19 protein-coding genes and 1 pseudogene are annotated in these 21,992 nt (G+C 62.4%); 7 read left to right on the top strand and 13 right to left on the bottom strand.

Features of this window, described 5'->3' with window-relative positions; all coding sequences use genetic code 11:
* Positions 1-32: 32 nt before the first annotated feature.
* From pstB to HCF10_RS04095, 3 genes are read left to right on the top strand one after another with little or no spacing between them, the layout of a single operon-like run.
* Entirely contained in the window at positions 33-794 is a 762-nt protein-coding gene (gene pstB / locus HCF10_RS04105; RefSeq protein WP_010210300.1) for a phosphate ABC transporter ATP-binding protein PstB, read from the top strand.
* Positions 795-849: 55 nt separating this feature from the next.
* The gene (locus HCF10_RS04100; protein ID WP_131698825.1) at positions 850-1,548 is read left to right on the top strand and encodes a hypothetical protein; all 699 of its coding nucleotides are present in this window, start codon (positions 850-852) and stop codon (positions 1,546-1,548) included.
* Positions 1,548-2,171, top strand: a complete 624-nt coding sequence (locus tag HCF10_RS04095; protein WP_131698824.1) for a hypothetical protein — start codon at positions 1,548-1,550, stop codon at positions 2,169-2,171. The genes HCF10_RS04100 and HCF10_RS04095 overlap by 1 nt, the downstream gene beginning before the upstream one ends.
* A 71-nt stretch (positions 2,172-2,242) precedes the next feature.
* Here HCF10_RS04095 and HCF10_RS04090 read toward each other — a convergent pair whose 3' ends face one another.
* A complete protein-coding gene (locus HCF10_RS04090; protein WP_167654939.1) occupies positions 2,243-2,494 on the bottom strand; it encodes a hypothetical protein in 252 nt (83 codons plus the stop codon).
* Positions 2,495-2,664: 170 nt separating this feature from the next.
* Here HCF10_RS04090 and HCF10_RS04085 point away from each other — a divergent pair.
* Positions 2,665-2,823: pseudogene (locus tag HCF10_RS04085) on the top strand (C4-dicarboxylate transporter DctA); the annotation flags it as partial.
* Between the two features lie 41 nt (positions 2,824-2,864).
* On the opposite strand, the gene HCF10_RS04080 reads toward HCF10_RS04085, so the two are convergent.
* The 5 genes from HCF10_RS04080 to HCF10_RS04060 form a co-directional block, all read right to left on the bottom strand.
* Positions 2,865-3,212 (bottom strand): BrnA antitoxin family protein, encoded by a 348-nt coding sequence (locus tag HCF10_RS04080; protein WP_027603523.1) that lies wholly within the window; start codon positions 3,210-3,212, stop codon positions 2,865-2,867.
* Between the two features lie 3 nt (positions 3,213-3,215).
* On the bottom strand, positions 3,216-3,497 hold the full coding sequence (locus HCF10_RS04075; RefSeq protein ID WP_131698822.1) for a BrnT family toxin: 282 nt from the start codon (positions 3,495-3,497) through the stop codon (positions 3,216-3,218).
* 338 nt (positions 3,498-3,835) lie between these two features.
* On the bottom strand, positions 3,836-5,176 hold the full coding sequence (locus tag HCF10_RS04070) for a c-type cytochrome (protein ID WP_167654938.1): 1,341 nt from the start codon (positions 5,174-5,176) through the stop codon (positions 3,836-3,838).
* Between the two features lie 16 nt (positions 5,177-5,192).
* Positions 5,193-7,424: a xanthine dehydrogenase family protein molybdopterin-binding subunit gene (locus HCF10_RS04065; RefSeq protein ID WP_167654937.1), complete on the bottom strand. Its 2,232-nt coding sequence runs from the start codon at positions 7,422-7,424 to the stop codon at positions 5,193-5,195.
* Positions 7,424-7,882, bottom strand: coding sequence for a (2Fe-2S)-binding protein (locus HCF10_RS04060; RefSeq protein WP_090402472.1), 459 nt, complete (start codon positions 7,880-7,882; stop codon positions 7,424-7,426). The genes HCF10_RS04065 and HCF10_RS04060 overlap by 1 nt, the downstream gene beginning before the upstream one ends.
* A gap of 411 nt (positions 7,883-8,293) precedes the next feature.
* Here HCF10_RS04060 and HCF10_RS04055 point away from each other — a divergent pair, with 411 nt between their 5' ends.
* Positions 8,294-10,201 (top strand): methyl-accepting chemotaxis protein, encoded by a 1,908-nt coding sequence (locus HCF10_RS04055; protein ID WP_443200900.1) that lies wholly within the window; start codon positions 8,294-8,296, stop codon positions 10,199-10,201.
* Positions 10,202-10,349: 148 nt separating this feature from the next.
* Here the strand turns inward: HCF10_RS04055 and HCF10_RS04050 are convergent, their stop codons facing one another.
* Positions 10,350-11,252 carry a LysR family transcriptional regulator gene (locus HCF10_RS04050; RefSeq protein ID WP_092488300.1) on the bottom strand — a complete coding sequence of 301 codons (903 nt, stop codon included), beginning with the start codon at positions 11,250-11,252 and terminating at the stop codon, positions 10,350-10,352.
* 106 nt (positions 11,253-11,358) lie between these two features.
* Between HCF10_RS04050 and HCF10_RS04045 the strand changes: the two genes are divergently transcribed.
* Positions 11,359-12,726, top strand: a complete 1,368-nt coding sequence (locus HCF10_RS04045) for an MFS transporter (RefSeq protein ID WP_131698818.1) — start codon at positions 11,359-11,361, stop codon at positions 12,724-12,726.
* Positions 12,723-13,997 carry a glucarate dehydratase family protein gene (locus HCF10_RS04040; RefSeq protein ID WP_167654935.1) on the top strand — a complete coding sequence of 425 codons (1,275 nt, stop codon included), beginning with the start codon at positions 12,723-12,725 and terminating at the stop codon, positions 13,995-13,997. Before HCF10_RS04045 ends, HCF10_RS04040 begins: the two co-directional genes overlap by 4 nt.
* Before the next feature lie 47 nt (positions 13,998-14,044).
* On the opposite strand, the gene HCF10_RS04035 is transcribed toward HCF10_RS04040, so the two are convergent.
* From HCF10_RS04035 to HCF10_RS04010, 6 genes are all read right to left on the bottom strand, one after another.
* A complete protein-coding gene (locus HCF10_RS04035) occupies positions 14,045-15,727 on the bottom strand; it encodes an AMP-binding protein (RefSeq protein ID WP_167654934.1) in 1,683 nt (560 codons plus the stop codon).
* Between the two features lie 339 nt (positions 15,728-16,066).
* Positions 16,067-17,047 carry a helix-turn-helix domain-containing protein gene (locus tag HCF10_RS04030; protein WP_145337188.1) on the bottom strand — a complete coding sequence of 327 codons (981 nt, stop codon included), beginning with the start codon at positions 17,045-17,047 and terminating at the stop codon, positions 16,067-16,069.
* Between the two features lie 58 nt (positions 17,048-17,105).
* Entirely contained in the window at positions 17,106-18,584 is a 1,479-nt protein-coding gene (locus tag HCF10_RS04025) for an aldehyde dehydrogenase family protein (RefSeq protein ID WP_167654933.1), read from the bottom strand.
* 49 nt (positions 18,585-18,633) lie between these two features.
* Entirely contained in the window at positions 18,634-19,482 is an 849-nt protein-coding gene (locus HCF10_RS04020; RefSeq protein WP_167654932.1) for a VOC family protein, read from the bottom strand.
* Positions 19,479-21,140: a bifunctional 3-(3-hydroxy-phenyl)propionate/3-hydroxycinnamic acid hydroxylase gene (locus HCF10_RS04015; RefSeq protein ID WP_167654931.1), complete on the bottom strand. Its 1,662-nt coding sequence runs from the start codon at positions 21,138-21,140 to the stop codon at positions 19,479-19,481. Before HCF10_RS04015 ends, HCF10_RS04020 begins: the two co-directional genes overlap by 4 nt.
* A gap of 21 nt (positions 21,141-21,161) precedes the next feature.
* Positions 21,162-21,989: an IclR family transcriptional regulator gene (locus tag HCF10_RS04010; RefSeq protein WP_167654930.1), complete on the bottom strand. Its 828-nt coding sequence runs from the start codon at positions 21,987-21,989 to the stop codon at positions 21,162-21,164.
* Positions 21,990-21,992 lie beyond the last annotated feature (3 nt).

Raw genomic sequence — 21,992 nt, 5'->3', positions numbered from 1 at the left:
CCGCTCCGTTTGTCACCCAGGCGCCTGTGGTCATGGACTGCAAGCTGGACAAGATCTTCTACGGCAACTTCATGGCCGTGCGTGACAGCCATGTGCCGATCGAAAAGAACAAGATCACCGGCTTCATCGGGCCTTCCGGCTGCGGTAAAAGTACCGTGCTGCGTAGCCTCAACCGCATGAACGACCTGGTCAAGGGCTTCCGTTTCGAGGGCCATGTGCACTTCCTCGGCCAGGACGTCTATGGCAAGGGCGTGGACCCGGTGGTCGTGCGCCGCTATATCGGCATGGTGTTCCAGCAGCCGAACCCGTTCTCGATGAGCATCTTCGACAACGTCGCTTTCGGCCTGCGCCTGAACCGCTACAAAGGCGACCTGGGCGACCGCGTCAAGCACGCCCTGCAAGGCGCTGCGCTGTGGGATGAGGTCAAGGACAAGCTCAAGGTCAGCGGCCTGTCGCTGTCCGGTGGCCAGCAGCAACGCCTGTGCATCGCCCGCGCCATCGCCACCGAGCCGGAAGTGCTGTTGCTCGATGAACCCTGCTCGGCGCTTGACCCGATCGCCACGCGCCGGGTCGAGGAATTGATGGTCGAGCTGAAGAAGGACTACACCATCGCCCTGGTGACCCACAACATGCAGCAGGCGATCCGTGTGGCCGACACCACGGCGTTTTTCTCGGTGGATATTTCCCAGGGCACGCGCACCGGCTACCTGGTGGAGATGGGCCCGACGGCGCAGATCTTCGAGAACCCGCGTGAACAAATGACCGGGGACTACATCAGCGGCAAGTTCAGCTGATGCCCCTGCGGGAGCTCGGATGCTCCCGTATTTTCAACTGCTTATGGGAATGCCAATGCCTGCAACACGACGCCTTGATTTGCCCGCGATTGAACGCGCACTGCGTGAGGTGCAACAGCGCTTCGCCGAGCTCAGCCGGGACTTTACCGAGCCGCGCGATCCGTTGACCGACGAAGTGCTGCACAACGTGCTTGAAGGCTACGCGCTGATTGATGACTATGTGGCGCGGGGCGTCGACCTGTTTGACCTTCAGCAACTGAACCTGATGCTGGAGATCAACGCCACCGTACTCTGTGGCAGCGACCCAGCGCGCCGCCTGGAATACGCCCAGCACCTGGCGGCGACCGAGGAACACTTCTTCAACAACGTTGAGGGCGGCATCAAGGACTTGTACAACTGGTACTGCGCGTATCGCAGTGAATCAGTCTGGAAGCGTGCAGCCGGGGTGTATGTACGCATCCTCAGCAAGCCGCAGTTGTTCATTGAAGGCAACAACCGCAGTGGCTCCCTGATCGTCAGCTATTTGCTGATGCGTGCAGGCTTGCCGCCGTTCGTGCTGACGCTGGAGAACGCCGAGGGCTATTTCAACCCCTCGTCTGTCATCCGCAACTCAGCCAAACATGGAGTCAAGGCGTTGTACGAATTGCCCAAGATCAAGAAAAAATACGCCGCCTTCCTGGAAGAACAGGCGCCGGATCCGATGAAGTTTTTTCTTAAAGACCAGTCCTTGCCCGTCTATCAAGGGGGCCATTGATGAGCGGTTATTCCCTGTTAGCCAGGGCAGGGCAGGCGCTCCAGCGCGTGCTCCCGATGCAACTGGTCAAGCGGCCGCGCATCCGCATTTCGTTCGATATCGACGACACGTTGGCTTGCCAGCTCCACCACTGCGACGTCGAGCCGAGCCGGCTGCCGGCCTGCGTGCACCGTTGGCTGGGTGAGCCCTTGCGGATCGGCACACGGTCCCTGACCCGCGAACTACGCCGCCAGGGCTGCAGCATCTGGGTCTACACCTCGTCCGGTCGCACGCCGTCCTATATCCGCCGCTGGCTGATGCTCTACGGCATCCGCGTCGACGGCGTGGTCAACAGCGTGCTGCACAACCATGCGCTGACGGCGCACGGCCTGTCGAACGCACCCTCTAAATTCCCGCCGGCCTTCGACATCGACCTGCATGTGGATGACTCCGAAGGCGTGCGCAGTGAAGGCCATGACCATGGTTTTCGCGTGGTAGTGGTGGACCCCCAGGACGAGAACTGGGCACAGCGAGTGCTGGATGCCGTCGCCCAGGTTCAGGCGCAGCTTGTTCGACAGCAGCCGGTCCGGCACAAAACAACAACACAGGGTGCGCGGAGGTTTTTTCTGCCTGAGGCACTCTAAAGCCCCATGCAAATGCCACCCTCGGCGTACTCTACGCCGCTGCGCGACGACCGTAGCCCAAGTCGGCCACCTCAGTCGGAGCGTTCAGCTTCCATATCGCGCCGAATGCGCATCAGGTCCTGATAGGCCTCGGTGCGCTTAGCGTCCGCCACCTGTTTTGCCTCGGTAAAACGCAACCACGCGCCGGCATCAGCCAGGCTGCTGCCAATGATGGCGTAGGCCTGCGTTTCCAGGCGGTCTGCCTCGTAGAACAGCTCGGTGTTCCTGGCCAGCTCTGCTTCCCAGTTGGTTTGTTTCGACGCTTCACGCATGTTTGCTGCCATGGCCTTCACCCCAAGGTCGTCATGTGCGAGCGAAGAGTGCAGGGGCCTGATCAAGGCCGCCGGGGTCGTAGCTCGCGTAGGAGCGACACAAGCCGTTCTCGTGTCTGATAGGTCCTTCAGTGTTGATGGATAAACGTGGGGGTTCGTTCAAATTAGTTCGGGGTGCGGGCCGCACCCTCGGCTCGATCTATGTGATACCGGCAGCAGGCTTGGTGCTGGTACTGGGCGTCTACCGGTTTATCTCCGAAGGCGGCGCACTGATCAATGTGATCGGCAACGGCGTGGCCACCCTGTTCATTGCCCGCTGGGATGGGGCGCTGGACCGTTAGCCACTCAAGCGGGAGTTGGGGCAGGTCTCAGAAAGCCTTGGTCAATCGGCCGGTTTGGCTGTGCCCAGCACGCGATTCAACTCGCCAGCGACAGCGATGAGTTGTTGTTCCAGTGCTTCAACCTCAGAAAGGCTAATGCCATTGTTGATAACTTGCAGGGTTTTAGCCCGCTTCTTTGGGGCGGGCGCCAGATTGTGTGCTTGTTGCGAAATCAACGCCTGACGCAACAGATTGTTGATCACGGTTTGATAGCCCGTACCGGCGCTTTCTGCGCGTTCACGGGCGGCATCGATTACCGCATCGTCAAGCATGATGGTGATGCGGGTCTTGCCCTTGTTGCTGGCGACAGCACCGCGTTTGCTGTGGGTGAAATCGTATTCGTCTTTCATTGTTCAAGCCTCCAGATAACGGCGCCGTTCATTTTTTGATGCGAGCCTGGCGCTGATAACGCGTACGAAATTCGGATCGCGGTAAGTGTATGTCACTACCAAAATTCGTCCCCTCGCGTCAGTGCCCATGGTCACCCAGCGCTCTTCATCGTGATCGTGGTCTTGTATCGTCAGGGCGATCTCATCGTTGAACACCGGTTCTGCGTCCGCCAGGCTTATGCCCTTGTGCTTCTGCTGATTGGCGATGTTTTTTGCCTCATCGTATTGAATCCTGAACATCTTCATTATGCATACTTTATATGTATGAAAAAGCGGTTGAAGGAACCGTCAGTCAGGAAGATGGCCAGCCATAAATAGCGGTAGTGTGAATTTGCCATGTTCCGCTCGGTCAGTTGGGTCTCGATCTTGCTGAGGTTGCCAACATATTTCCGTGCGTAATGGTTAATCCGTTACGTAGAAGGATTCTGTTTTGATTGTCGGAAGAGGCGAGCTTGAATAGGCGAGTAATCGGACAGATCAACGTTCGCGGGGCCGGATCAATACTAAGTTTGTTCACATCAACCCTTATTCCCCGGCATGCTCATTTCACTGCCCACGCCGGGGAAAAGGTCGGGACGCTACCTTCAACGCATATGCAAAATAATCGGACTGCTGCTGGCCGGGTCGGTATGCCCGCGCAGCTTGCCGACGGCCTTGGCATCGACCGCATCACCGTGGTTGCCCCAGGTGCTGCGCACGTAGGTCAGTACCTGGGCGATTTCCGCGTCGGACAGTTGCTCACGAAACGCCGGCATGCGGTAGGCGTCCGGGACGCCGGCGGCCACTACTCGTTGTGAACCGTTGAGGGTGATGTTGATCGCCGAGGCGCTTTCCTTGGCCAATGCCGAGGTGGCGCCGGCCAGGGGTGGCATCCATTCGGGCTGGCCCTTGCCGTCAAGGCCATGGCAGGAGGCGCAGCGGGTCGCGTAGGTGTGGGCTCCGGGGGCGTCCTGGCGTGTATCGGCGGCCGCGTACTGCCAGGCTGTGCCGTCACGCTGTGGGTCGCCGGGCAGTGACTTGAGGTAACGGGCGATGGCGGCCAGGTCGGCGTCTTCCATGAACTGCGTGGAGTTGTTGAAGGCTTCGGTCATCGAGCCGTAGACCACCGCATGGGCGTTGCGCCCGGTCTTGAGGAACTGCACGATCTGCGCCTCGCTCCAGCGCCCCAGACCGGTGTTCGGGTCCTGGCGCAGACTCGGAGCGTACCAGCCGTCGAGCAGGGCGCCGGCGAGGAACGGCTTGCCGGACTCGTCCAGGGCTTTTTCGTTGAAGGCCAGGCCGCGCGGCGTGTGGCAGCTGCCGCAGTGGCCAGGGCCTTGGACGATGTAGGCGCCACGGTTCCACAGCGCGTCCTGGTTGGGTTTGGCCGCGTAAGTGGCGGTCGGCGCGAAGAGGCCGTTCCACAGGGCGATGGGCCAGCGCAGATTGAGCGGCCATGGAATGTCGCTGGGGATGTTGGGCTCGTTGGCCGGTTGTATGCCTTTCATGAAGAACGCATACATCGCGCGTATATCGTCGTCGCTGAGCTTGGCGTAAGACGGGTAGGGCATTGCCGGATAGAGCCGGCGGCCGCCCGGTGCGACGCCGTGGCGCACTGCACGGTCGAAGTCGGCGAGGCTGTAGGTGCCGATACCGTGGGTGCGGTCCGGGGTGATGTTGGTGGCGTGAATGGCGCCCAGCGGCGTGGCCATTTCCAGGCCTCCCGCGAACGGCGCCTTGCCAGGCAGGCTGTGGCAGGCAACGCAGTCGCTGAGGCGGGCGACATACTCGCCGCGACTGACCTGTGCGGGGTCGACGCTGGCGGCCTGTTCCTGCTCAAACGGGGTGGCGGGCTGGCGGGTGACATACCAGGCCAGCACGCCGGCGGCGACCAGGCAGGGCAGCACCAGCCAGCCTGCGGTTCTTGCGAATCGACGGTTGTTCATGGGCGGTCTCGCTCGGTTAGCTGAAGGTGTGTCGGCTTAATGGCAGGCTGCGAACACGCTGGCCGGTCAACTGCGCTACCGCATTGACCACGGCCGGCGCCACAGCGGGGAGCGGAGGCTCACCGATGCCGCCCATCTTCTCGCCACTCTCGACGATCTTTACGTGCACCTGCGCCATCCGTGAGGGCGGCAGGATTGGGTAAAGGTCGTAGTTGCGCGCCCGTGGCTTACCGTCCACGTACACCGCTTCCTCCAACAGGGTTTGCGATAAGCCCAGGGCCACCGCGCCATTGACCTGGGCTTGCACAATCGCCGGGTTGACGATGCTGCCGGGGTCGATGGCTTCCCAGATGTGGTGGACCCTGACCTGGCCGTTTTCAAGCGAGACTTCGGCGATCACCGCCGCGTGGGAGCCAAACGGCGAGGCCATGGCCACGCCACGGGCGCGCCGGGTGCCGTCTTCGGCGGTGTAGGGGCCACGCTTCCAGCCACCTGACAACTCGCCCACGGCCTTGAGCAGGGTGGTCAGCCGTGGGTTGTCACGCAGCAGGTGCAGGCGCAGCTCATAGGGATCGCGGCTGCCTTTGTCCGCCAGCTCATCGAGGAACGCTTCGTAGAAGAAGTCATTCAGCGAATTGCCCACCGAACGCCAGTAACCGAGCATGGCCGGGCCCTTGACGTAGATCTGCGCGATGCGTTTGTTGGGGATGGCGTAGCTCTTGCCCGACAGGCCTTCAAGGGCGGTGGGGTCGAGTTTTTCGCCCTGCTTGCCGGCGATGGCCTCGGTAGGGCCTTCGGTGGCGCTCACCGCTTCGATCGCCACCGGCAGGCCGTCGGCGTCCAGCGCGGCGCGGAACTTGACCACGGCGACCGGGCGCAACACGTCGCGCAGGAACTCTTCCTCACGGCTCCAGATCAGCTTGACCGGACGGCCCACCGCCTTGGCCAATGCAATGGCTTGCGGGTAAGGGCTGGCCGAGTCATACAGGAAGTGCCGGCCAAAAAAACCGCCCAGCAGCGGCGAGTGCAGGGTCACCTGCGCGGGGTCGAGCCCGGCGCGCTTGGCGATGTCGGCGCGGAACATATCGGGCGCCTGGTTGGGCAGCCAGATCTCCAGCGAACCGTCGGGGTTGAAGCGCGCCAGGGCTGACGGTGGCTCCAGCTGGGCATGGTTGAGGTATTGGTTGTGGTAGGTGGCCTCGACCTGGGTCTTGGCGTTTTTCAACGCGCCGGCCACATCGCCTTCGTTCTCGTCGTCACGGGCCGGACCTTGCTGGGCCGCGAGAAAATCGCGAAAGCCGTCGCTGGAGAAATCCGCAGGCATACCGCGCACTGTTGAGTCGGCCGTCGGTTCCTGCCAGTCGACCTGGATCGCCTCCACCGCACGCTTGGCGTGCCACCAGCGTTCGGCCACCACGGCCACCGCACCGGGCAGCACATGCACCGAGTGCACGCCTTTCATGGCTTCGACGTGCGATTGGTTACGCAGGCTGCCCACGGTCATGCCCAGGCGCGGCGCGTGCTGCACGGCGGCGTGGAGCATGCCGTCGACCTTCATGTCGATGCTGTACTGCGCCTTGCCGGTGGATTTGTCATAGGCATCCAGGCGCTTGACCGGCTTGCCGATCCAGCGGAACTGGCTCGGGTCGCGCAGGGTGATGCTGGCCGGGTCGGGCACCGGCATGTCCAGCGCACGGCCGGCCAACTCGCCGTAACCCAGGGAGCGGCCGGACGCGGCGTGGACCACACGGCCGGGTTGGGTGGTCAGTTGGGCCACCGGCACACCGAGCTGCTCGGCACCAGCCTGCAACAGCATGGCGCGGGCGAGGGCGCCCAGGCGGCGCATGACCGGGTAGCTCATGCGCACCGACATGCTGCCGCCGGTGATGCGCATGCCGTTGTCCATCACCACGTAGGCCTCACCGGGTGGCGCGGCTTCGACGATAAAGGTGGCGGGGTCGGCATCCAGTTCTTCGCCGACGATCTGCGCCATGGCGGTATGGGTGCCTTGGCCGCCTTCCATAAAGGGGCTGAGCAGGCGCACCGTACCGTCCGGGCGAATCTCCAGGAACGCGGGCACCTGGGTGCCGCGTTCTGCGGCACTGGCGGCCTGTACCCGGGCCGAGCCCAGCGGCAGGCCGAAACCGATGACCAGCGCACCCACGGCCGTACTGGCCAGGAAGCGTCGACGCGACAGGTTGATCGGCTCGCCCAGGGTGATGCCAGGGATGACGGATGGCGTGTTCATCAGGCGCTCTCCTTCCCGGCGGCCAGGTCATGCATGGCGGCGTGGATGGCGTTGTAGGTGCCGCAGCGGCACAGGTTGACCATGGCCGCGTCGATCTGCGCATTGGTGGGCGCGGGGGTGTGCTTGAGCAGCGCGGTGGCCGCCATCACCTGCCCGGACTGGCAGTAACCGCATTGCGCCACCTGATGCTCGACCCAGGCACTGACCACCCGCTTGCCGACTTCATCGGCTTCGATGGCCTCGATGGTGGTGATCTCACGCCCGACCACCCCGGCCACCGGCGTGACGCACGAACGCACGACATTGCCGTCCACCAGCACTGAGCAGGCGCCGCATTGGGCCAGGCCGCAGCCGTACTTGGTGCCGGTCAGCCCCAGGTCATCGCGGATCACCCACAGCAAAGGCGTGTCCGCGTCGGCGTCGACCTGATAGGCCTTTTGGTTGATGCGTAATTCCATGGCTGACTCACCTGCTGATCATCGGTTGGTATGGCTTGGTTCTTATAAGAAAGGCGATGGGCGCCCATTGTCGAACTCTAGATCAGGGCACAAGGGCCATCTACGAAAAAACCGAACATTCGGAGGATCAGGCAAGTATTCGAGAGGATTGAGTCAGTCAATCAAGGTGGTCGATCAACACGGGGACCAGCAGCCGATTGTTTTGGGAGGGTTTATTGATCTGGGTCAGTACAAACTCCTATTGGCTCAAGATGGCCGTCCGAGAGCGGTAGCGCCGTTTTCATGGGTGATATTATGGCGCCACTATCTTGGCGTGACAGGCGCCAGTCTGATCCATGGACATGAGGCTTTAGGGAAATGCTTAAGAACGCTCCGCTGCGTCTGAAACTGTTGTTGATACTGCTGCTGCCCATGCTCGGGTTCCTGACCCTGGCCGGCGTGTTTGTGGTGGACAACTACAAAACGCTGCGTGACATGAACACCACGGTGATGGCCAGCGCCACCGCCCAGAAGTTGAGCCAACTGATTACTACGTTGCAGCGCGAGCGCGGTGCCAGTGGCGTGTTCCTCGGCAGTGGCGGCAAGTCCATGGGCGATCGGATGGTGCAGATGCGCAGGGACTCCAGCGCAGCCGTCGAGGTGGTGCGCGGTTTGTCCACTTCCGGCAATGCGAACCTGGACGACGTCCTGCGGGCCCTGGACCAGCTGCCGGACATGCGCGGGCAGGTGGATAAACTGAGCATCAACAGCACCGAATCCGGCGCGCGTTATACCCAGATTATCCAAGTGCTGACCGGTTACACCCATTCCCTGGAAGCGAGCGTCAACAACGCGACCATCGTCTACGCGCTGGGGGCACTGAATCAATTTATCGAGATGAAAGAGCGGGCCGGGCGCGAGCGCGTGGTGCTGGGCCTGGTCTTCAGCCAAGGGCATTTCGATGAGGCGCTGTTGTCGCGCTTCAGCCGCAACCTGGGCGAGTTCGGCGCCTACTACGATGCGTTCCGGCGCAAGGCGCCCGCGGCCTCGCTGGCGCAGTTCGACACGCAAATGCAACAACCTGCCGCCGTCGAGGTCGGCAAGTTGCAGCGCCTGGCGTTTGAGGTGCCGATGGGCCAGGCCCTGGGGATCAAACCCGAAGCCTGGTTTGAAACCTCCACCCAGCGCATTGACCTGATGAGCCAAGTCGAGGAAGCCTTGGGCCAAAGTGTCAGCAGCCTGGCGATGCACGAGCGGGATGACGCCCGCCGCGCCCTGTGGCTGACTGTCGGCGCAGTGATCGTGGCCCTGTTGGCAGTGGCGGTATTGTCCTGGCTGATCATCCGCATGATCGATTCGGCGGTGCGCGACCTGAACCGCGTGCTCAACGACCTGGCAGCACGCGATCTCACCGCGCGGGCGACCTATGAGAGCAAAGACGAGTTCGGTCAGATCTCGCGCAACCTCAACCGCATGGCGCAAGAAATCAGTGGCGTGGTGCAGGAAATCGGCAACGCCACCGCACAGGTTGCAACGGCGGCTGAGGAGTCCTCGGCCGTGACGATGCAGACCAGCCAGAGCGTCGAGCAACAGCGTCAAAGCACCGAGCTGGTGGCCACGGCGATCAACCAAATGAGCGCCACCGTGCGCGAGGTGGCGCACAGCACCAACGATGCGGCGCAACTGTCGCAACGGGTCAATGCCAGCACCACCCAAGGGCGCACCGAGATCGAAGGCACCATCACCCTGATCCGCCAGCTCTCGGGGCAGGCCGAGGACACCGCGCTGATCATTGACGAGCTCAAACAGGAAAGCGATGGGATTTCCTCCGTGCTGGACGTCATTCGCGGCATTGCCGAGCAAACCAACCTGCTGGCCTTGAACGCGGCCATCGAAGCGGCGCGGGCCGGGGATCATGGGCGCGGCTTTGCCGTGGTGGCCTCCGAGGTGCGGGTACTTGCGCAGAAGACCCAGGAGTCCACGGGGAACATTCAGCAGATGATCAGCAACCTGCAAAGTGGTTCCGATCGCGCGAGCTCGTCCATGCAGGAGACCTTGGGCAAGGCCCAGGACGGCGCGCGCAAGGTCGAACGTGCGGGTGAGTTGCTGTTGGAAATCGCCGAAGGTGTGGCCAGCATCAGTGATCGCAACCTGCAGATCGCCTCGGCGGCTGAAGAGCAGAGCGCGGTTTCAGAAGACATCAACCGTAACGTCAACGAGATAAACGACCTGGTCATCCAAGTCAGTGCCGGCGCCGAGCAAACCGCAATCACCAGCCAGGAACTGGCGCGCCTGGCCGAGCACCAGCAGGACCTGGTCAATCGTTTCAAAGTGGCGTGAGGCGAGGGCGGCCTGCTCCGACGGCGGTGGGGCAGTCGACCTCTACAGTGACTGACACTCCGCTATCGGGAGCAAGCCCCCTCCCACAGTTGTTTGGTGGCGATGGATGGATTGCAGCAAGGCTTTGATTTCGACGAGGCCTGTTCCATTAGTCCGCCCACCCGTCACGCACCGCACTGCGAATACCCTCCAGCAACATCGCGAATGCCGGGTTGTCATTGTTCTCGCGCCAGATCAAGTGCAGTTCACTCTGTGCGCCTTCGCCCAGGTCGATATCGCGAAACACCACGTTCTTGAACACCACGCTGCTGGCGCAACGCGGTACCAACGCCAAGCCCATGCCGGCGTTGACCAGGGCCAGGATGGTCAGGGACGAGCCCAGCCACTGCACATATTCGGGGGCGACACGGGCCGAGCGCAGCAGGCCGGTGAGCAGTTCGTTGAATGGCGGGTAGGCCGAATGGGCGTACATCAGGAAGGGCTGGGCGTCGAGGTCGTGGACACTGACGCTGTCGGCGCTGGCCAGTCGATGGCTGCTCGGCACCGCCAGCACGAAGGGCTCGCGCACCAGGCATTCGGTGGCATAACCGGGTTCCAGCAGGGGCGCACGGACGATGCCCAGGTCGATGCGGCGCGCACGCAGGGCTTCGTATTGCTGGTAGGTGTTCATCTCCGAGAGGTCGATTCTGACCTGGGGCTGCTTGAGCCGTGCCTCGGCAATGACCCTGGGCAAAAACTCATACACCGCGCTGCCGACGAAGCTGATATTCACCGTGCCGATATCGCCCTCGGCAAAACGTCGTGCGGTTACGGCCGCCTGCTGGGCCCGTTCCAGCAGGTTCTGGGCCTCGATAAAAAACGCCCGCCCCGCGGCAGTGAGCGCAACGCTGCGGGTGGTGCGGGTAAACAGCTCCACGCCGAGGTGATGTTCCAGTAATTGGATCTGCCGGCTGAGGGGCGGCTGGGTCATGTTCAGGCGTTCAGCGGCGCGGCGAAAATTCAGCTCGGTGGCTACGGTGGTGAAGCAGCGCAGTTGCGTCAGTTCGAACATTGATCTAATCCAGGTATCAATCGAATGCCAAGTTAGATTAGACGGGAACAATCCCCGACGTCCATCATCGGAGCGTCCCTAAAAAAACAATGATTGGGAGTTGCCCTTGGATACCGTCCAGAATTCGCCCGACCCGCGCGTGCTTGCCCGAGCAGCCGCCAAGGTCAAGCGCCATGTACTGCCGTTGTTCGTGGTGATGTTCATCGTCAATTACATCGACCGGGTCAATATCGGCTTTGTGCGCAGCCATTTGGAGACCGACCTGGGCATTGGCGCCGCCGCCTATGGCTTGGGTGCCGGGCTGTTCTTCATCGGTTACGCGATCTTCGAAGTGCCGTCCAACCTGCTGCTGCAGCGCTACGGCGCACGGGCCTGGTTGACGCGCATCATGTTCACCTGGGGCGCGGCCGCGATGGCCATGGCCTTTGTCAAAGGCGAAACCAGCTTCTATATCCTGCGTTTCGTGCTCGGCGCGGCCGAAGCCGGTTTTTTCCCCGGCATCATCTACTACTTCACCCAATGGCTGCCGGCCGCCGAGCGCGGCAAGGCGATGGCGATTTTCCTCAGTGGTTCGGCCATCGCCTCGGTGATTTCCGGGCCGGTGTCGGGGGCGTTGCTCAACGTCAGCGGCTTGAGCCTGCATGGCTGGCAGTGGATGTTCCTGATCGAGGGCTTTGCCTCCGTCGTGTTGTGCGGGTTTGTGTGGTTCTGGTTGCAGTCTCACCCCCATCAGGCCAAGTGGCTCAGCGACGAAGAAAAACACGCGCTGGTGACGGCCATCGCGCTTGAGCAAACGGCCCGCGAAGCCACCCAGAGCGTGCGGCCGTCGATGTTCAAGCTGCTGGCCGACAAGCAGATCGCGCTGTTCTGCTTTATCTACTTTTCCATTGCCCTGACCATCTACGGCGCCACGTTCTGGCTGCCGAGCATGATCAAGAAAATGGGCAACCTGGGCGACTTCCAGGTGGGGTTGTTCAACTCGATTCCGTGGTTGATTTCCATCGTCGCCATGTATGGGTTCGCCGCCCTGGCAAGCAAGTGGAAACACCAGCAGGCGTGGGTGGCGCTGATGCTCGTGATCGCCGCCGTCGGCATGTTCATGTCCACCATGGGCGGGCCGGTGTTTGCGTTTGTCGCCATCTGTTTTGCCGCGATTGGCTTCAAGGCTGCCTCCGCGCTGTTCTGGCCGATCCCCCAGGGTTACCTGGATGCGCGCATCGCGGCGGCGGTCATCGCCTTGATCAACTCAGTCGGCAACCTCGGCGGGTTTGTTGCACCCACCACCTTCGGCCTGCTGGAGCAGACCACCGGCTCGATTGAAGGCGGGCTCTACGGCCTGGCCGCGACCTCGCTGGTGGCCGCGGTGGTGGTGTTTTTTGCGCGCACCGCACCACGGCCCGGTGTGCCCCCCACCTCCAAACCGACTAATCATCATCACGCCTTGCGTCCAGGCCCACAGGGAGCCGCCTCTTGAAAATCGTCCGAGTCACCGTCACCCCCATCGCGTTTCGCGACCCGCCGCTGCTCAACGCCAGCGGTATCCACGAAGCCTTTGCCCTGCGCTCGATCATCGAAATAGAGAGCGACACCGGCTACATCGGCCTTGGCGAAAGCTACGGCGATGCCCCGGCGCTGGCGATCCAGCAACAGGTCAAGGACCAACTGATCGGCCTCGATCCGTTCAACCTCAACCAACTGCGCGCCATCGTGCAGGCCACCGTGGCGGCATACAAACCTGTGAGCATTGCCGGCGCCGAACTGGCCCCCGGGTCCCATGCGAGCAAGGCGGTGAGCAATGCCTATTCGGCGTTTGAGGTGGCGTTTCTCGACCTGCAGGCGCACTCGCTGAATGTGCCGCTGGTGGACCTGCTGGGCGGCGCGATCCGCGACCAGATCCCGTTCAGCGCCTACCTGTTCTTCAAGTACGCCGAGCACATCGACTCGCCCTATAAACCCGACAGTTGGGGCGAAGCCCTCAACGAAGTACAGATCGTCGCCCAGGCGCGGCGGATGATCGAAACCTATGGCTTCAAAAGCATCAAGCTCAAGGCCGGTGCGCTGGACCCTGAACATGAAGTGGCGTGCATCAAGGCCTTGAAAAAGGCCTTCCCGGGCGTGCCGCTGCGCATCGATCCGAATGGCAACTGGTCCTTGGAAACCTCAATCCGCATGGCCGAACTGCTCGGCGACGACCTGCAGTATTACGAAGACCCGACCCCCGGCCTGGAAGGCATGGCCGAGTTGCACACACGCACCGGCTTGCCCCTGGCGACCAATATGGTGGTCACCGATTTTGACGAGTTCCGCCGCAGCGTGGCCCTGAACAGCGTGCAGATCGTACTCGCCGACCATCACTACTGGGGCGGCCTGCGCGACACCCAGGTATTGGCGAAGATGTGCCAGACCTTTGGCCTGGGCGTGTCGATGCACTCCAACTCACACTTGGGCATCAGCCTGATGGCCATGGCCCACGTGGCCGCGTCGGTGCCCAACCTCGACTATGCCTGCGACACTCACTACCCGTGGCAAGAACCGGACGAAGAAGTGATCAAGGGCGGCAAACTGCCGATCGTCGACGGCTGCGTGAAGATCACCCGCGCACCGGGGCTGGGCCTGGAACTGGACCATGATCAACTGGGCAAGCTGCATGACCAGTACCTTACCTGCGGCATTCGCCAGCGCGACGACGTGAAGCAGATGCAGCGTTATCAACCGGATTGGAAGACCGTCAAACCGCGTTACTGAAGCTGGTCGCTTCGTTTTGCCCGGTGACCTGCGTCACCGGGTTTTTTTTAGCTGAAATCTTCTTCGAAGTGCTCCTGTTCACCCCGTGTGTCGCTCTGGCGCCGCACCACCTCCATCTGCCGCAACTCAACCCGGCGGATTTTCCCGGAAATGGTCTTGGGCAACTCACTGACAAACTCGATCCGCCGCACCCGCTTGTAGGGCGCCAGATGCTCGCGGGCGAAGGCGAGAATGTGCCGCGCCAGCTCGGCGTTGCCAGGGGCGTCGTGGGCCAGGATCAGGAACGCCTTGGGCACCGCCAGGCGCAACGGATCGGGGCTGGGCACCACGGCCACCTCCATCACCGCCGGGTGTTCGATCAGTGCGCTCTCCAGTTCGAAGGGGCTGATACGGTAGTCGGAGGCCTTGAACACGTCGTCGGCGCGCCCCACGAAGGTGATGTAGCCGTCGGCGTCGATCTGCGCGGTGTCGCCGGTGCGGTAGTAACCGTCGCGCATCACCTCGGCGGTTTTCTCCGGGCTGTCTTCGTAGCCGAGCATCAGGCCCAGTGGGCGCACCTCAAGGGGCAGGGCGACTTCGCCCTCGGTGTCCGGCACGCCGTCGGCGTCCAGCAGGGCCACCTGGTAGCCCGGCAATGGGCGACCCATGGACCCTGGCTTGAGCAACTGGCCCGGCGTATTGCCCACCAACGCGGTGGTTTCTGACTGGCCGAAGCCATCGCGCAGCGGCAGGCCCCAGGCCTGTTGGATCTGCTCGATGATCTCCGGATTCAGCGGCTCACCGGCACCCACCAGTTCGCGCAGGTTCAGGCGCGGTTTGTAGCTGGCCAGGTCTTCCTGGATCAGCATGCGCCACACCGTGGGCGGGGCGCACAGACTGGTCACCCGGTACTGCTCCAGCGCGCCGAGCAACGCCTGGGCACTGAACCGCGCGACGTTATGGATAAAGATGCAGGCGCCGGCATTCCACGGCGCGAACAGGCAGCTCCAGGCATGCTTGGCCCAGCCCGGCGAGGAGATGTTCAGGTGCAGGTCGCCGGGTTGCAGGCCGATCCAGTACATCGTAGACAGATGGCCGACCGGGTAGCTCTGGTGGCTGTGCAGCACCATTTTCGGTTTTGAAGTGGTACCGGAGGTGAAATACAGCAGCATCGGGTCCGTGGCCAAGGTACGACCTTCGGCCTCGAACCGCTCGGGGTATTCGAAAGCGGCGCTGTGCGCGACCCAGCCAGTAGGCGCCGCCCCCACACAAATGCGGCTGCAACCCTCACCGAGGCCCTCGAACTTGCCGACATGCGCCTCGCCGACCACCAGGTGGCGTACCTGGCCCCGCTCGATGCGGTCGTGCAGGTCAACGGGGTTGAGCAGGGCGGTGGCGGGGATCACCACGGCGCCGAGTTTGAATGCCGCCAGCATGGTTTCCCACAGCGCCACATCGTTGCCGAGCATCAGCAGTACGCGCTCGCCACGCCGCACACCGAGGGCGCGCAGGTGGTTGGCGACCTGGTTGGAGCGCGCGGCCAGATGCTGGAAGCTGTAGCGCTGTTCGCTGCCGTCCTCTTCGACGATCCACAGCGCGTCGGCGGCATTGCCCTCGGCCATGGCATCGAAGTAATCCAGGGCCCAGTTGAAGGCGTCCAGTTGCGGCCAGCGGAAGTCGCGGGCGGCGGTGGCGTAGTCGGTGCGGTGCGCGAGCAGAAAATCCCGGGCAGCCAGGAAGGACTGGGTCATGGTCGGTGTCCTTAATTATTGTTGTGGGGACTGACCCCCTCGGGTGCACCGAGAGGCTGGACCGAGTATAGGCACGCATAAATAAGAGCAAAACGCTCAAAAACACCGGAGCGTTGTGCAAAAAAGTCATGGGTGCGGCACCGGCAATGCCGGCGCCGATGATGATGAAGTCCGCGTGGCTCATAGCTGTCAGAGGGCGTTGGCCAGTGCGATGTCTTCCAGGCCCAGGCCGATGGAACAGCAAAATGCGAGCAGCCGTAAGCCGTGCGCTGGATACCTTGCTGGCGGGCTATGCGCTCGGGCCTCACAGCGTTGCCCCCTAGGGAAACGCGATCTGGCTCAATGGGCGGCGCTGGCCGTTTCACGGTAGAGCCTGGGCGGCATGCCGAATGCTGCCTTGAAATGGCGACTGAAGTGAGCGCTGCTGCCATAGCCCCAGGCGTAAGCAATGTCGGTGAGCGAGCGATGGCTGAGGTCACGGTTGCGTAGGTCTTGCGCGCAGCGCGCCACGCGGCGTTGCCAGATGTACTCGCTGACACTGCAACCGAATTCGTCCTGGAATGCCCGATGCAGACTGCGCACGGAACAGTGTTCGGCAAACGCGATGCGCTCGATACTCAGGTCGCGGTCGGCCAGGTGAAGTTCGATATAGCGCTTGAGGCGGTTCTGCTTGTAGTGACGGAAGTCGTGTTCGAGCTTCTTCTCTTCCTGCTTGTTGCCCAGCGCATTGTTCAAAAGCCCGACGATACTGTCGCCGACCAGCGCCGCCGACTGGCTGTTCAGCAGCGGATATTGGCTGTAGGCGTCAACGATCAGGTGCATCAACATCCGCCCAAGCCCGTTGCGTGCGCTGATATGCAGGTCGTCAGCGTCCAGTGCCTGCCCGGCGCCTTCGTTGAACAACAGGATGAAGTGCTCACAGCCTTGGGGGCTGCTGACGTTGAATGGCTGGGCGCAGTCAACCACCAGCAACTCGTCGGGCGCCAGGGCGTTGCTGTGCTTGCCTTGCTGGAAATGACTGACGCCGGCGGTTTGCAGAATCAACATGCGTGACGTATCGGGCGCCTCGACTGCTTTGCTCAGGTGACGGGAGTAGCGGTGCGCGCTGGCGGTCATGCGGCAAAAACGCAGTTTTCCAAGATCGCCGTATTCCAGGCGGCCCTGGAAGTCGGCATCGTGCAAGGGTTCGATGTAGGTGGACTCGAGGCGCTTGATGTACTCCGGCGTGCGGCCGAGGTTGTCACTCATAAACTCCTTCCACTTCATCAGGCGGTCGGAGCGCATCACTTGATCGGTAGAAACGCAGGCTAGATTGCTCATGGTTCGCCTCTTTTTATTGTTATGGGGTGGGCCACACCGGGTTGGCCCACCCTGTCTCCTAGAAGGGGTAGCGGTGGCTCCCGGCTTGCCAGGTCACCCAGTGCGCACGGGTGAATTCGTCCAGGGCATAGTGACCGTTGAAGCGTCCCAGCCCCGAGTTCTTTTCGCCACCGAACGGGGCATTGGGCTGGTCGTCCACAGTGATGTCGTTAATGTGCGTCATCCCAGCCACGATGCCACGGGAAAAGTTCAGAGCGCGGGCCATATCTTTACTGAACACGGCGCTGGACAGCCCATATTCGCTGGCGTTGGCCAGGGTCAGGGCATGTGCCTCATTGTCGGCGATCAATATTGGCAGCAAGGGCCCGAAGGTTTCATCGTGCGCCAGTTCGTGGTCGAAAGGGACATCCCCGTATACATGGGGCGGCAGCACCAGCCCAGACGCCGGGCCACCGTGCAGTTTCTTCAGGCCCGCGCTGTCGGCGGCATTGACCTTGCGCAGCAAGCCGTCCAACTGGCTGCGGTTGATTACCGGGCCAATCACGGTATCGGCGAGGTTCGGGTTGCCGGTTTTCAAGTTGCGCACGCGTTCCACCACCAACGCGGTGAAGTCGGCGTAGAGCGAGCGGTCCACAATCACCCGGTTGACGCTCATGCAGATCTGGCCCTGATGCAGGAAGCGTCCGACCACTGCTGCATGCGCGGCAAGGTCGATATCCGCATCATCGAGCACCACCAGCGGCGCGTTGCCGCCAAGCTCCAGGGCGACTCGCTTGATGTGCTGGCCGCCGGTGGCGATGCGCCCGACATTGCGCCCGACATCGGTAGACCCGGTAAATGAGATCAGGCTGGGAACGGGGTGCCCCACAAAGGCATCGCCGATTTCCGAGCCGGCGCCGACTACTACATTGAGCGTGCCCTCGGGAAAACCCGCTTCTTCGAACAGGTGCGCAATCAGCAGGCCGCCGGTCACGGCCGTGTCGCTGGCCGGTTTAAGGACCACGGTATTGCCCAGTGCCAACGCCGGAACCACCGAACGCATGCTCAAGTACAGGGGGAAGTTCCAGGGGCTGATGACCCCAATCACCCCGAGCGGCTCACGGAACACGAAGCTTTGCTCGCCGGGCTTGTAGCTACTCAGGATGCGCCCCTCCACCTGCATGGGCAGCGCAATGCATTCACGCACCAGGTTGAGGGTGAATTGCCATTCCATGGTCGCTTTGATACGGGTACTGCCGGACTCGCGAATCAGCCAGTCGATGATCTCTTCGCTGCGTTGCTGGATGATGTGAACGAGCTTTTCCAGCTGGGCGCCGCGTGCGGTTGGATGCAACTGCGCCCACGGGGTTTGCGCGCGTTGTGCTGCTGCGTAGGCCGCGTCGAGGTCGGCAATGCTGGCCAGGGGCATTTCGAGCAATGTCTCGCCGTTGAAAGGATTGCGATCGTCCAGCTGTGCTGAGGAACGACCGGTGTGCCAGGTGCCGTCGATGAACTGGTCGCCGTTGAGGGCGTAAGGGGTTGGGCGTTGGGCAGTCATGGTTTTACCTTTGGGTCAGTGGGGCACGTGGTTTCAGAGCAAGACGGGCTCAGGTTCTGATCCACGCGCGCCCCCAGGAATTGAGGGTGTGTTCTTCTTGCGGCCAAGTGCCAGGAGGGTCGCTCGCTTCGGTGATTTGCAGCTCCGCCGAGAACTCCAGCCGGTTGCGATCGGCATCCACCACCATGAAGAACAGGTTGTCGCCGGGTCCATGACGGCCGGGGCCAAAGAAAATGCTGATGCGCTCCTTGGCAAAGCGATCACCCCAGTCCCGAATGTCATTCCATTCATTGGTTTCGTAACAGTGATGATCCCACTCGTTTTTCGAGCCGCGGAAGAACGCCAGCGAATGGTGCTCATCGTCCGAACGCAGAAAGCACACCATCAACAGGCCACTCTGTTGGTCGACCACGCTGTCGGACACCGTGAAGCCAACGGTGTTGACATAGAACTCAATCATCGCTTCCAGCTCGGTGGTCTGGAATACCACATGCTGCAGGCGGCCGGGCATGCCGGGTGGGGTGGCATGAGTGTGCGCCTGGGATACGCCAAAAATCGTCTGGCGACCTTGAGGATCGCGTATTGCAAAGGCGCCCTGTGCGAGCAGGGGCGAGCTGATGTCTTCGGTGGTGCAGTTGCGCTCGCGCAGGCGACGGTGCAGCGTGGCAAGTTTCTCTGGGCTCGCCAGGTCATACGCCGCCGCCAGCAGGCCGCTGTGCTCGGCCGGGGAGAGCAGCATGGCGCGATTAGGCCCCCTGAGTAGCCAGTGGCCGTCGGCTTGGGGCTGGCCCTGCATGTCCATCATGCGTTGATAGAAGTCGATCTGCCGTTGCGGGTCTTTGCTCGCCAGGTGCAAGTAGCACAGGCGAGCAGGGGTGGACGTTTGCAATGTGTTCATACGCACCTCTCGAGCGTGACGGGTGTTGTGATGGACGGTCGGGGCGCGCGATCGCCCGCGGGCACGGCACCCAGCAAGGACTGCAAGGCCTCGGCAGTGATTGTCTCGGTGGCGCTGTGGAAAATCGCGGCAATGTAGCGATCAGGCCGCAGCAGGAAGAAGCTGGCGCTGGCGCCGAGCAATGCCTCGAGCGCCCCGGCATGATCGTGCAATACCGTGCAGCCCGGCAGGACAGGTGGCTCGCTGACGGAACCTGGCAGGATCAGAATCCGCTTCACCTCCAAGTGCGCCCAGAGCGGGTGCTGCAATTGATCCAGGCGTTCGCGGTGAGGGGCGCCGTATTGGATCAGGGCGAAACCTGCGCCGATGTAATCGTCGAGCAGGCGTTCAGTGCCCTGGCTGTCGGTGAGGCTTGGCTGAGGGAACATTTGCCCGCTGGACACGCTGCCCGCGGCACCGGCGGTGAGCACCAGGCCTTGGCGCAGCCGTGGTTTTGGCTTGAAGCGCATCTGCAGGAAGTAGTCACGCAGCGGCGGCACCAGCCCGATCAGCGAGAATGCACCACTGATCAATCGCGCCCGCAGCACGGTAGCGGGCGCCATCACCACCCCGAGGTTCAGCGCGAGCTTGATCAATGCCCACGCGTGATCGCGGCGCTCGGTTTCGTAGGTGAGCAACACGGCCGGGGCCATTTTCCCGGTCAGCACGCCGATCAGTTTCCAGGCCAGGTTATGGGCATCGCGCACGCCGCTGTTCATGCCTTGTCCGGCATAGGGCGGAGTGAGGTGTGCAGCGTCACCGGCGAGCAACACACGGTTGACTTGCCAGCGTTCGGCGATGCGGGCGTGAAAGGTGTACACGGTTTTACGCACGATGGAGACCGGTGCATCGCCCTTGAACGGGCGTAGCAACGCTTGCAATCGCGCTTGGCTGAGCATCTGCGCGTCGCTTTCGCCGTCCTTGAGCATGAACTCGAAGCGCCGCGTGCGATGCGGGCCGGGGACCTCGACGGTAGGGCGGCGCGCATCGCAGTACACGCGGGTTTGCCAGAACGGGTCATCGTCCTGATCGGTGTCCACCACCAGCCAGCGCGACGCGAAGCTGGAGCCGACCATATTGATCCCAAGCTGTTTACGCACCGGGCTGCGCCCACCATCACAGGCGATCAGGTAGTCGGCCTGCACTTCCAGCAGTTCCTTGTTGGCGTCCACGACCAGCGCACGCACGCCGTGCTCGTCCTGGGTGAACTCCAGCAGTTCGTGGCTGAAGCGCGCGGTCAGGCAAGCGAAACGCTGCAGGCCGGCCCTCAACGTGCTTTCGAACAGCGGTTGGCGGAACGCATTGCGCTTGGGAAAACCATACAGCTTGCCGCTGGGTTCGACCTTGCCGAAGCACCGCCCGCCAGGGCGCGTAAAGTAATGCACGCCATAGCCGGCCACCACGTCCGCCAGCACCGCCTGGCTCAAGCCCATGGCCTGCATGGTGCGCAACGACTCATCATCGATCGAGACCGCGCGAGGCTCGGTGACGGTGCCCGGTTTGCTGTCGATAATCCAGGCATCCACGCCGGCCTGGCCCAGCAGGTTGGCCAGGGTCAGCCCGGTAGGGCCGGCGCCGACGATCAGGACGCGGGTATTGATACTGTTCAGGGTTGTCATTGTTGTTCCCCTACGACTGCATCAGTCCAATGGCTTGGAGGATGGGTTGGCGCTTTGGGTCAGCGCGAGCATGTGCCGCGAGAGCGTGTGGGCCAGCGCGACCATCTGCTCACCCTGTTCCTGCTCCAGCGCCTTGTGCCGCTCGGCTGCCGGGCGCACGCAACTGAGGCTGCCCACAACCTTGCCGTCGCCGTCGAATATCGGTGCGGCCAGGCCGTACACGCCGGGGTCGACTTCGCCTGTACTGGCTACATAGCCCTGGCGCCGCAAGCGTTGCAGCGACCGGCGGAAGTCTTCCCAGGTGGCGCCCAGGTTGCTGGCGCGCACCTCGTCAGGGTGTTCGAGAAACAGCTGGCTGTGCTGGCGAGCGTTCATGTGCGCAAGGATGGCTTTTGAGGTCGCGCCCATGAACAACGGCCGTGGCGAACCACGGGAATAGCTGACGGTGCTGGTCAATTCACCGCACTGGTGAACACACACCACTTGGTCTTTGAACAACCGGCAGATCAGCCAGACTTGTTGCTCACTCCAGCCTGGCAGGTTGGCCTCCAGCTGCTGCGCGGCGCGTACCAGCGGGTCGCTGAGCCGCAGTTGACGGTCCCAGGTAATGATCCTGGCCCCCAGTGCATAGCGCCCGGCCTCGACCTGGAACAACAGATTGGTCTCGGCCAGTTCACGCACGTAGCGGTAGGCGGTGGAGCGGGTAAACCCCAGCGCGCTGACCATGTCGTCGACCGCCCAGATCGGCTGCGTCTCGGTAAACAGATCCAGCACGCGCAGCATGCGCTCCAGGCTGGAGCCCTTGGTGTCGCGCTCTGGCGGTTGGGATGATTCATCGATCAGGGTCATGGT

The organism is Pseudomonas sp. B14(2022), assembly GCF_012030485.1.
Lineage (GTDB): Bacteria > Pseudomonadota > Gammaproteobacteria > Pseudomonadales > Pseudomonadaceae > Aquipseudomonas.
This window is presented reverse-complemented; position numbering and strand designations above follow the sequence as displayed.

What these genes read in the sequence shown, in the direction of transcription:
- HCF10_RS04075 (WP_131698822.1), bottom strand. Translation starts at nt 3,497, where the DNA reads ATGAAGATGTTCAGGATTCAATACGATGAGGCAAAAAACATCGCCAAT.
- HCF10_RS04035 (WP_167654934.1), bottom strand. Translation starts at nt 15,727, where the DNA reads ATGACCCAGTCCTTCCTGGCTGCCCGGGATTTTCTGCTCGCGCACCGC.
- HCF10_RS04080 (WP_027603523.1), bottom strand. Translation starts at nt 3,212, where the DNA reads ATGAAAGACGAATACGATTTCACCCACAGCAAACGCGGTGCTGTCGCC.
- HCF10_RS04065 (WP_167654937.1), bottom strand. Translation starts at nt 7,424, where the DNA reads ATGAACACGCCATCCGTCATCCCTGGCATCACCCTGGGCGAGCCGATC.
- HCF10_RS04060 (WP_090402472.1), bottom strand. Translation starts at nt 7,882, where the DNA reads ATGGAATTACGCATCAACCAAAAGGCCTATCAGGTCGACGCCGACGCG.
- HCF10_RS04055 (WP_443200900.1), top strand. Translation starts at nt 8,294, where the DNA reads ATGCTCGGGTTCCTGACCCTGGCCGGCGTGTTTGTGGTGGACAACTAC.
- HCF10_RS04050 (WP_092488300.1), bottom strand. Translation starts at nt 11,252, where the DNA reads ATGTTCGAACTGACGCAACTGCGCTGCTTCACCACCGTAGCCACCGAG.
- HCF10_RS04030 (WP_145337188.1), bottom strand. Translation starts at nt 17,047, where the DNA reads ATGAGCAATCTAGCCTGCGTTTCTACCGATCAAGTGATGCGCTCCGAC.
- HCF10_RS04015 (WP_167654931.1), bottom strand. Translation starts at nt 21,140, where the DNA reads ATGACAACCCTGAACAGTATCAATACCCGCGTCCTGATCGTCGGCGCC.
- HCF10_RS04010 (WP_167654930.1), bottom strand. Translation starts at nt 21,989, where the DNA reads ATGACCCTGATCGATGAATCATCCCAACCGCCAGAGCGCGACACCAAG.
- HCF10_RS04070 (WP_167654938.1), bottom strand. Translation starts at nt 5,176, where the DNA reads ATGAACAACCGTCGATTCGCAAGAACCGCAGGCTGGCTGGTGCTGCCC.
- HCF10_RS04090 (WP_167654939.1), bottom strand. Translation starts at nt 2,494, where the DNA reads ATGGCAGCAAACATGCGTGAAGCGTCGAAACAAACCAACTGGGAAGCA.
- pstB (WP_010210300.1), top strand. Translation starts at nt 33, where the DNA reads ATGGACTGCAAGCTGGACAAGATCTTCTACGGCAACTTCATGGCCGTG.
- HCF10_RS04095 (WP_131698824.1), top strand. Translation starts at nt 1,548, where the DNA reads ATGAGCGGTTATTCCCTGTTAGCCAGGGCAGGGCAGGCGCTCCAGCGC.
- HCF10_RS04025 (WP_167654933.1), bottom strand. Translation starts at nt 18,584, where the DNA reads ATGACTGCCCAACGCCCAACCCCTTACGCCCTCAACGGCGACCAGTTC.
- HCF10_RS04100 (WP_131698825.1), top strand. Translation starts at nt 850, where the DNA reads ATGCCTGCAACACGACGCCTTGATTTGCCCGCGATTGAACGCGCACTG.
- HCF10_RS04020 (WP_167654932.1), bottom strand. Translation starts at nt 19,482, where the DNA reads ATGAACACATTGCAAACGTCCACCCCTGCTCGCCTGTGCTACTTGCAC.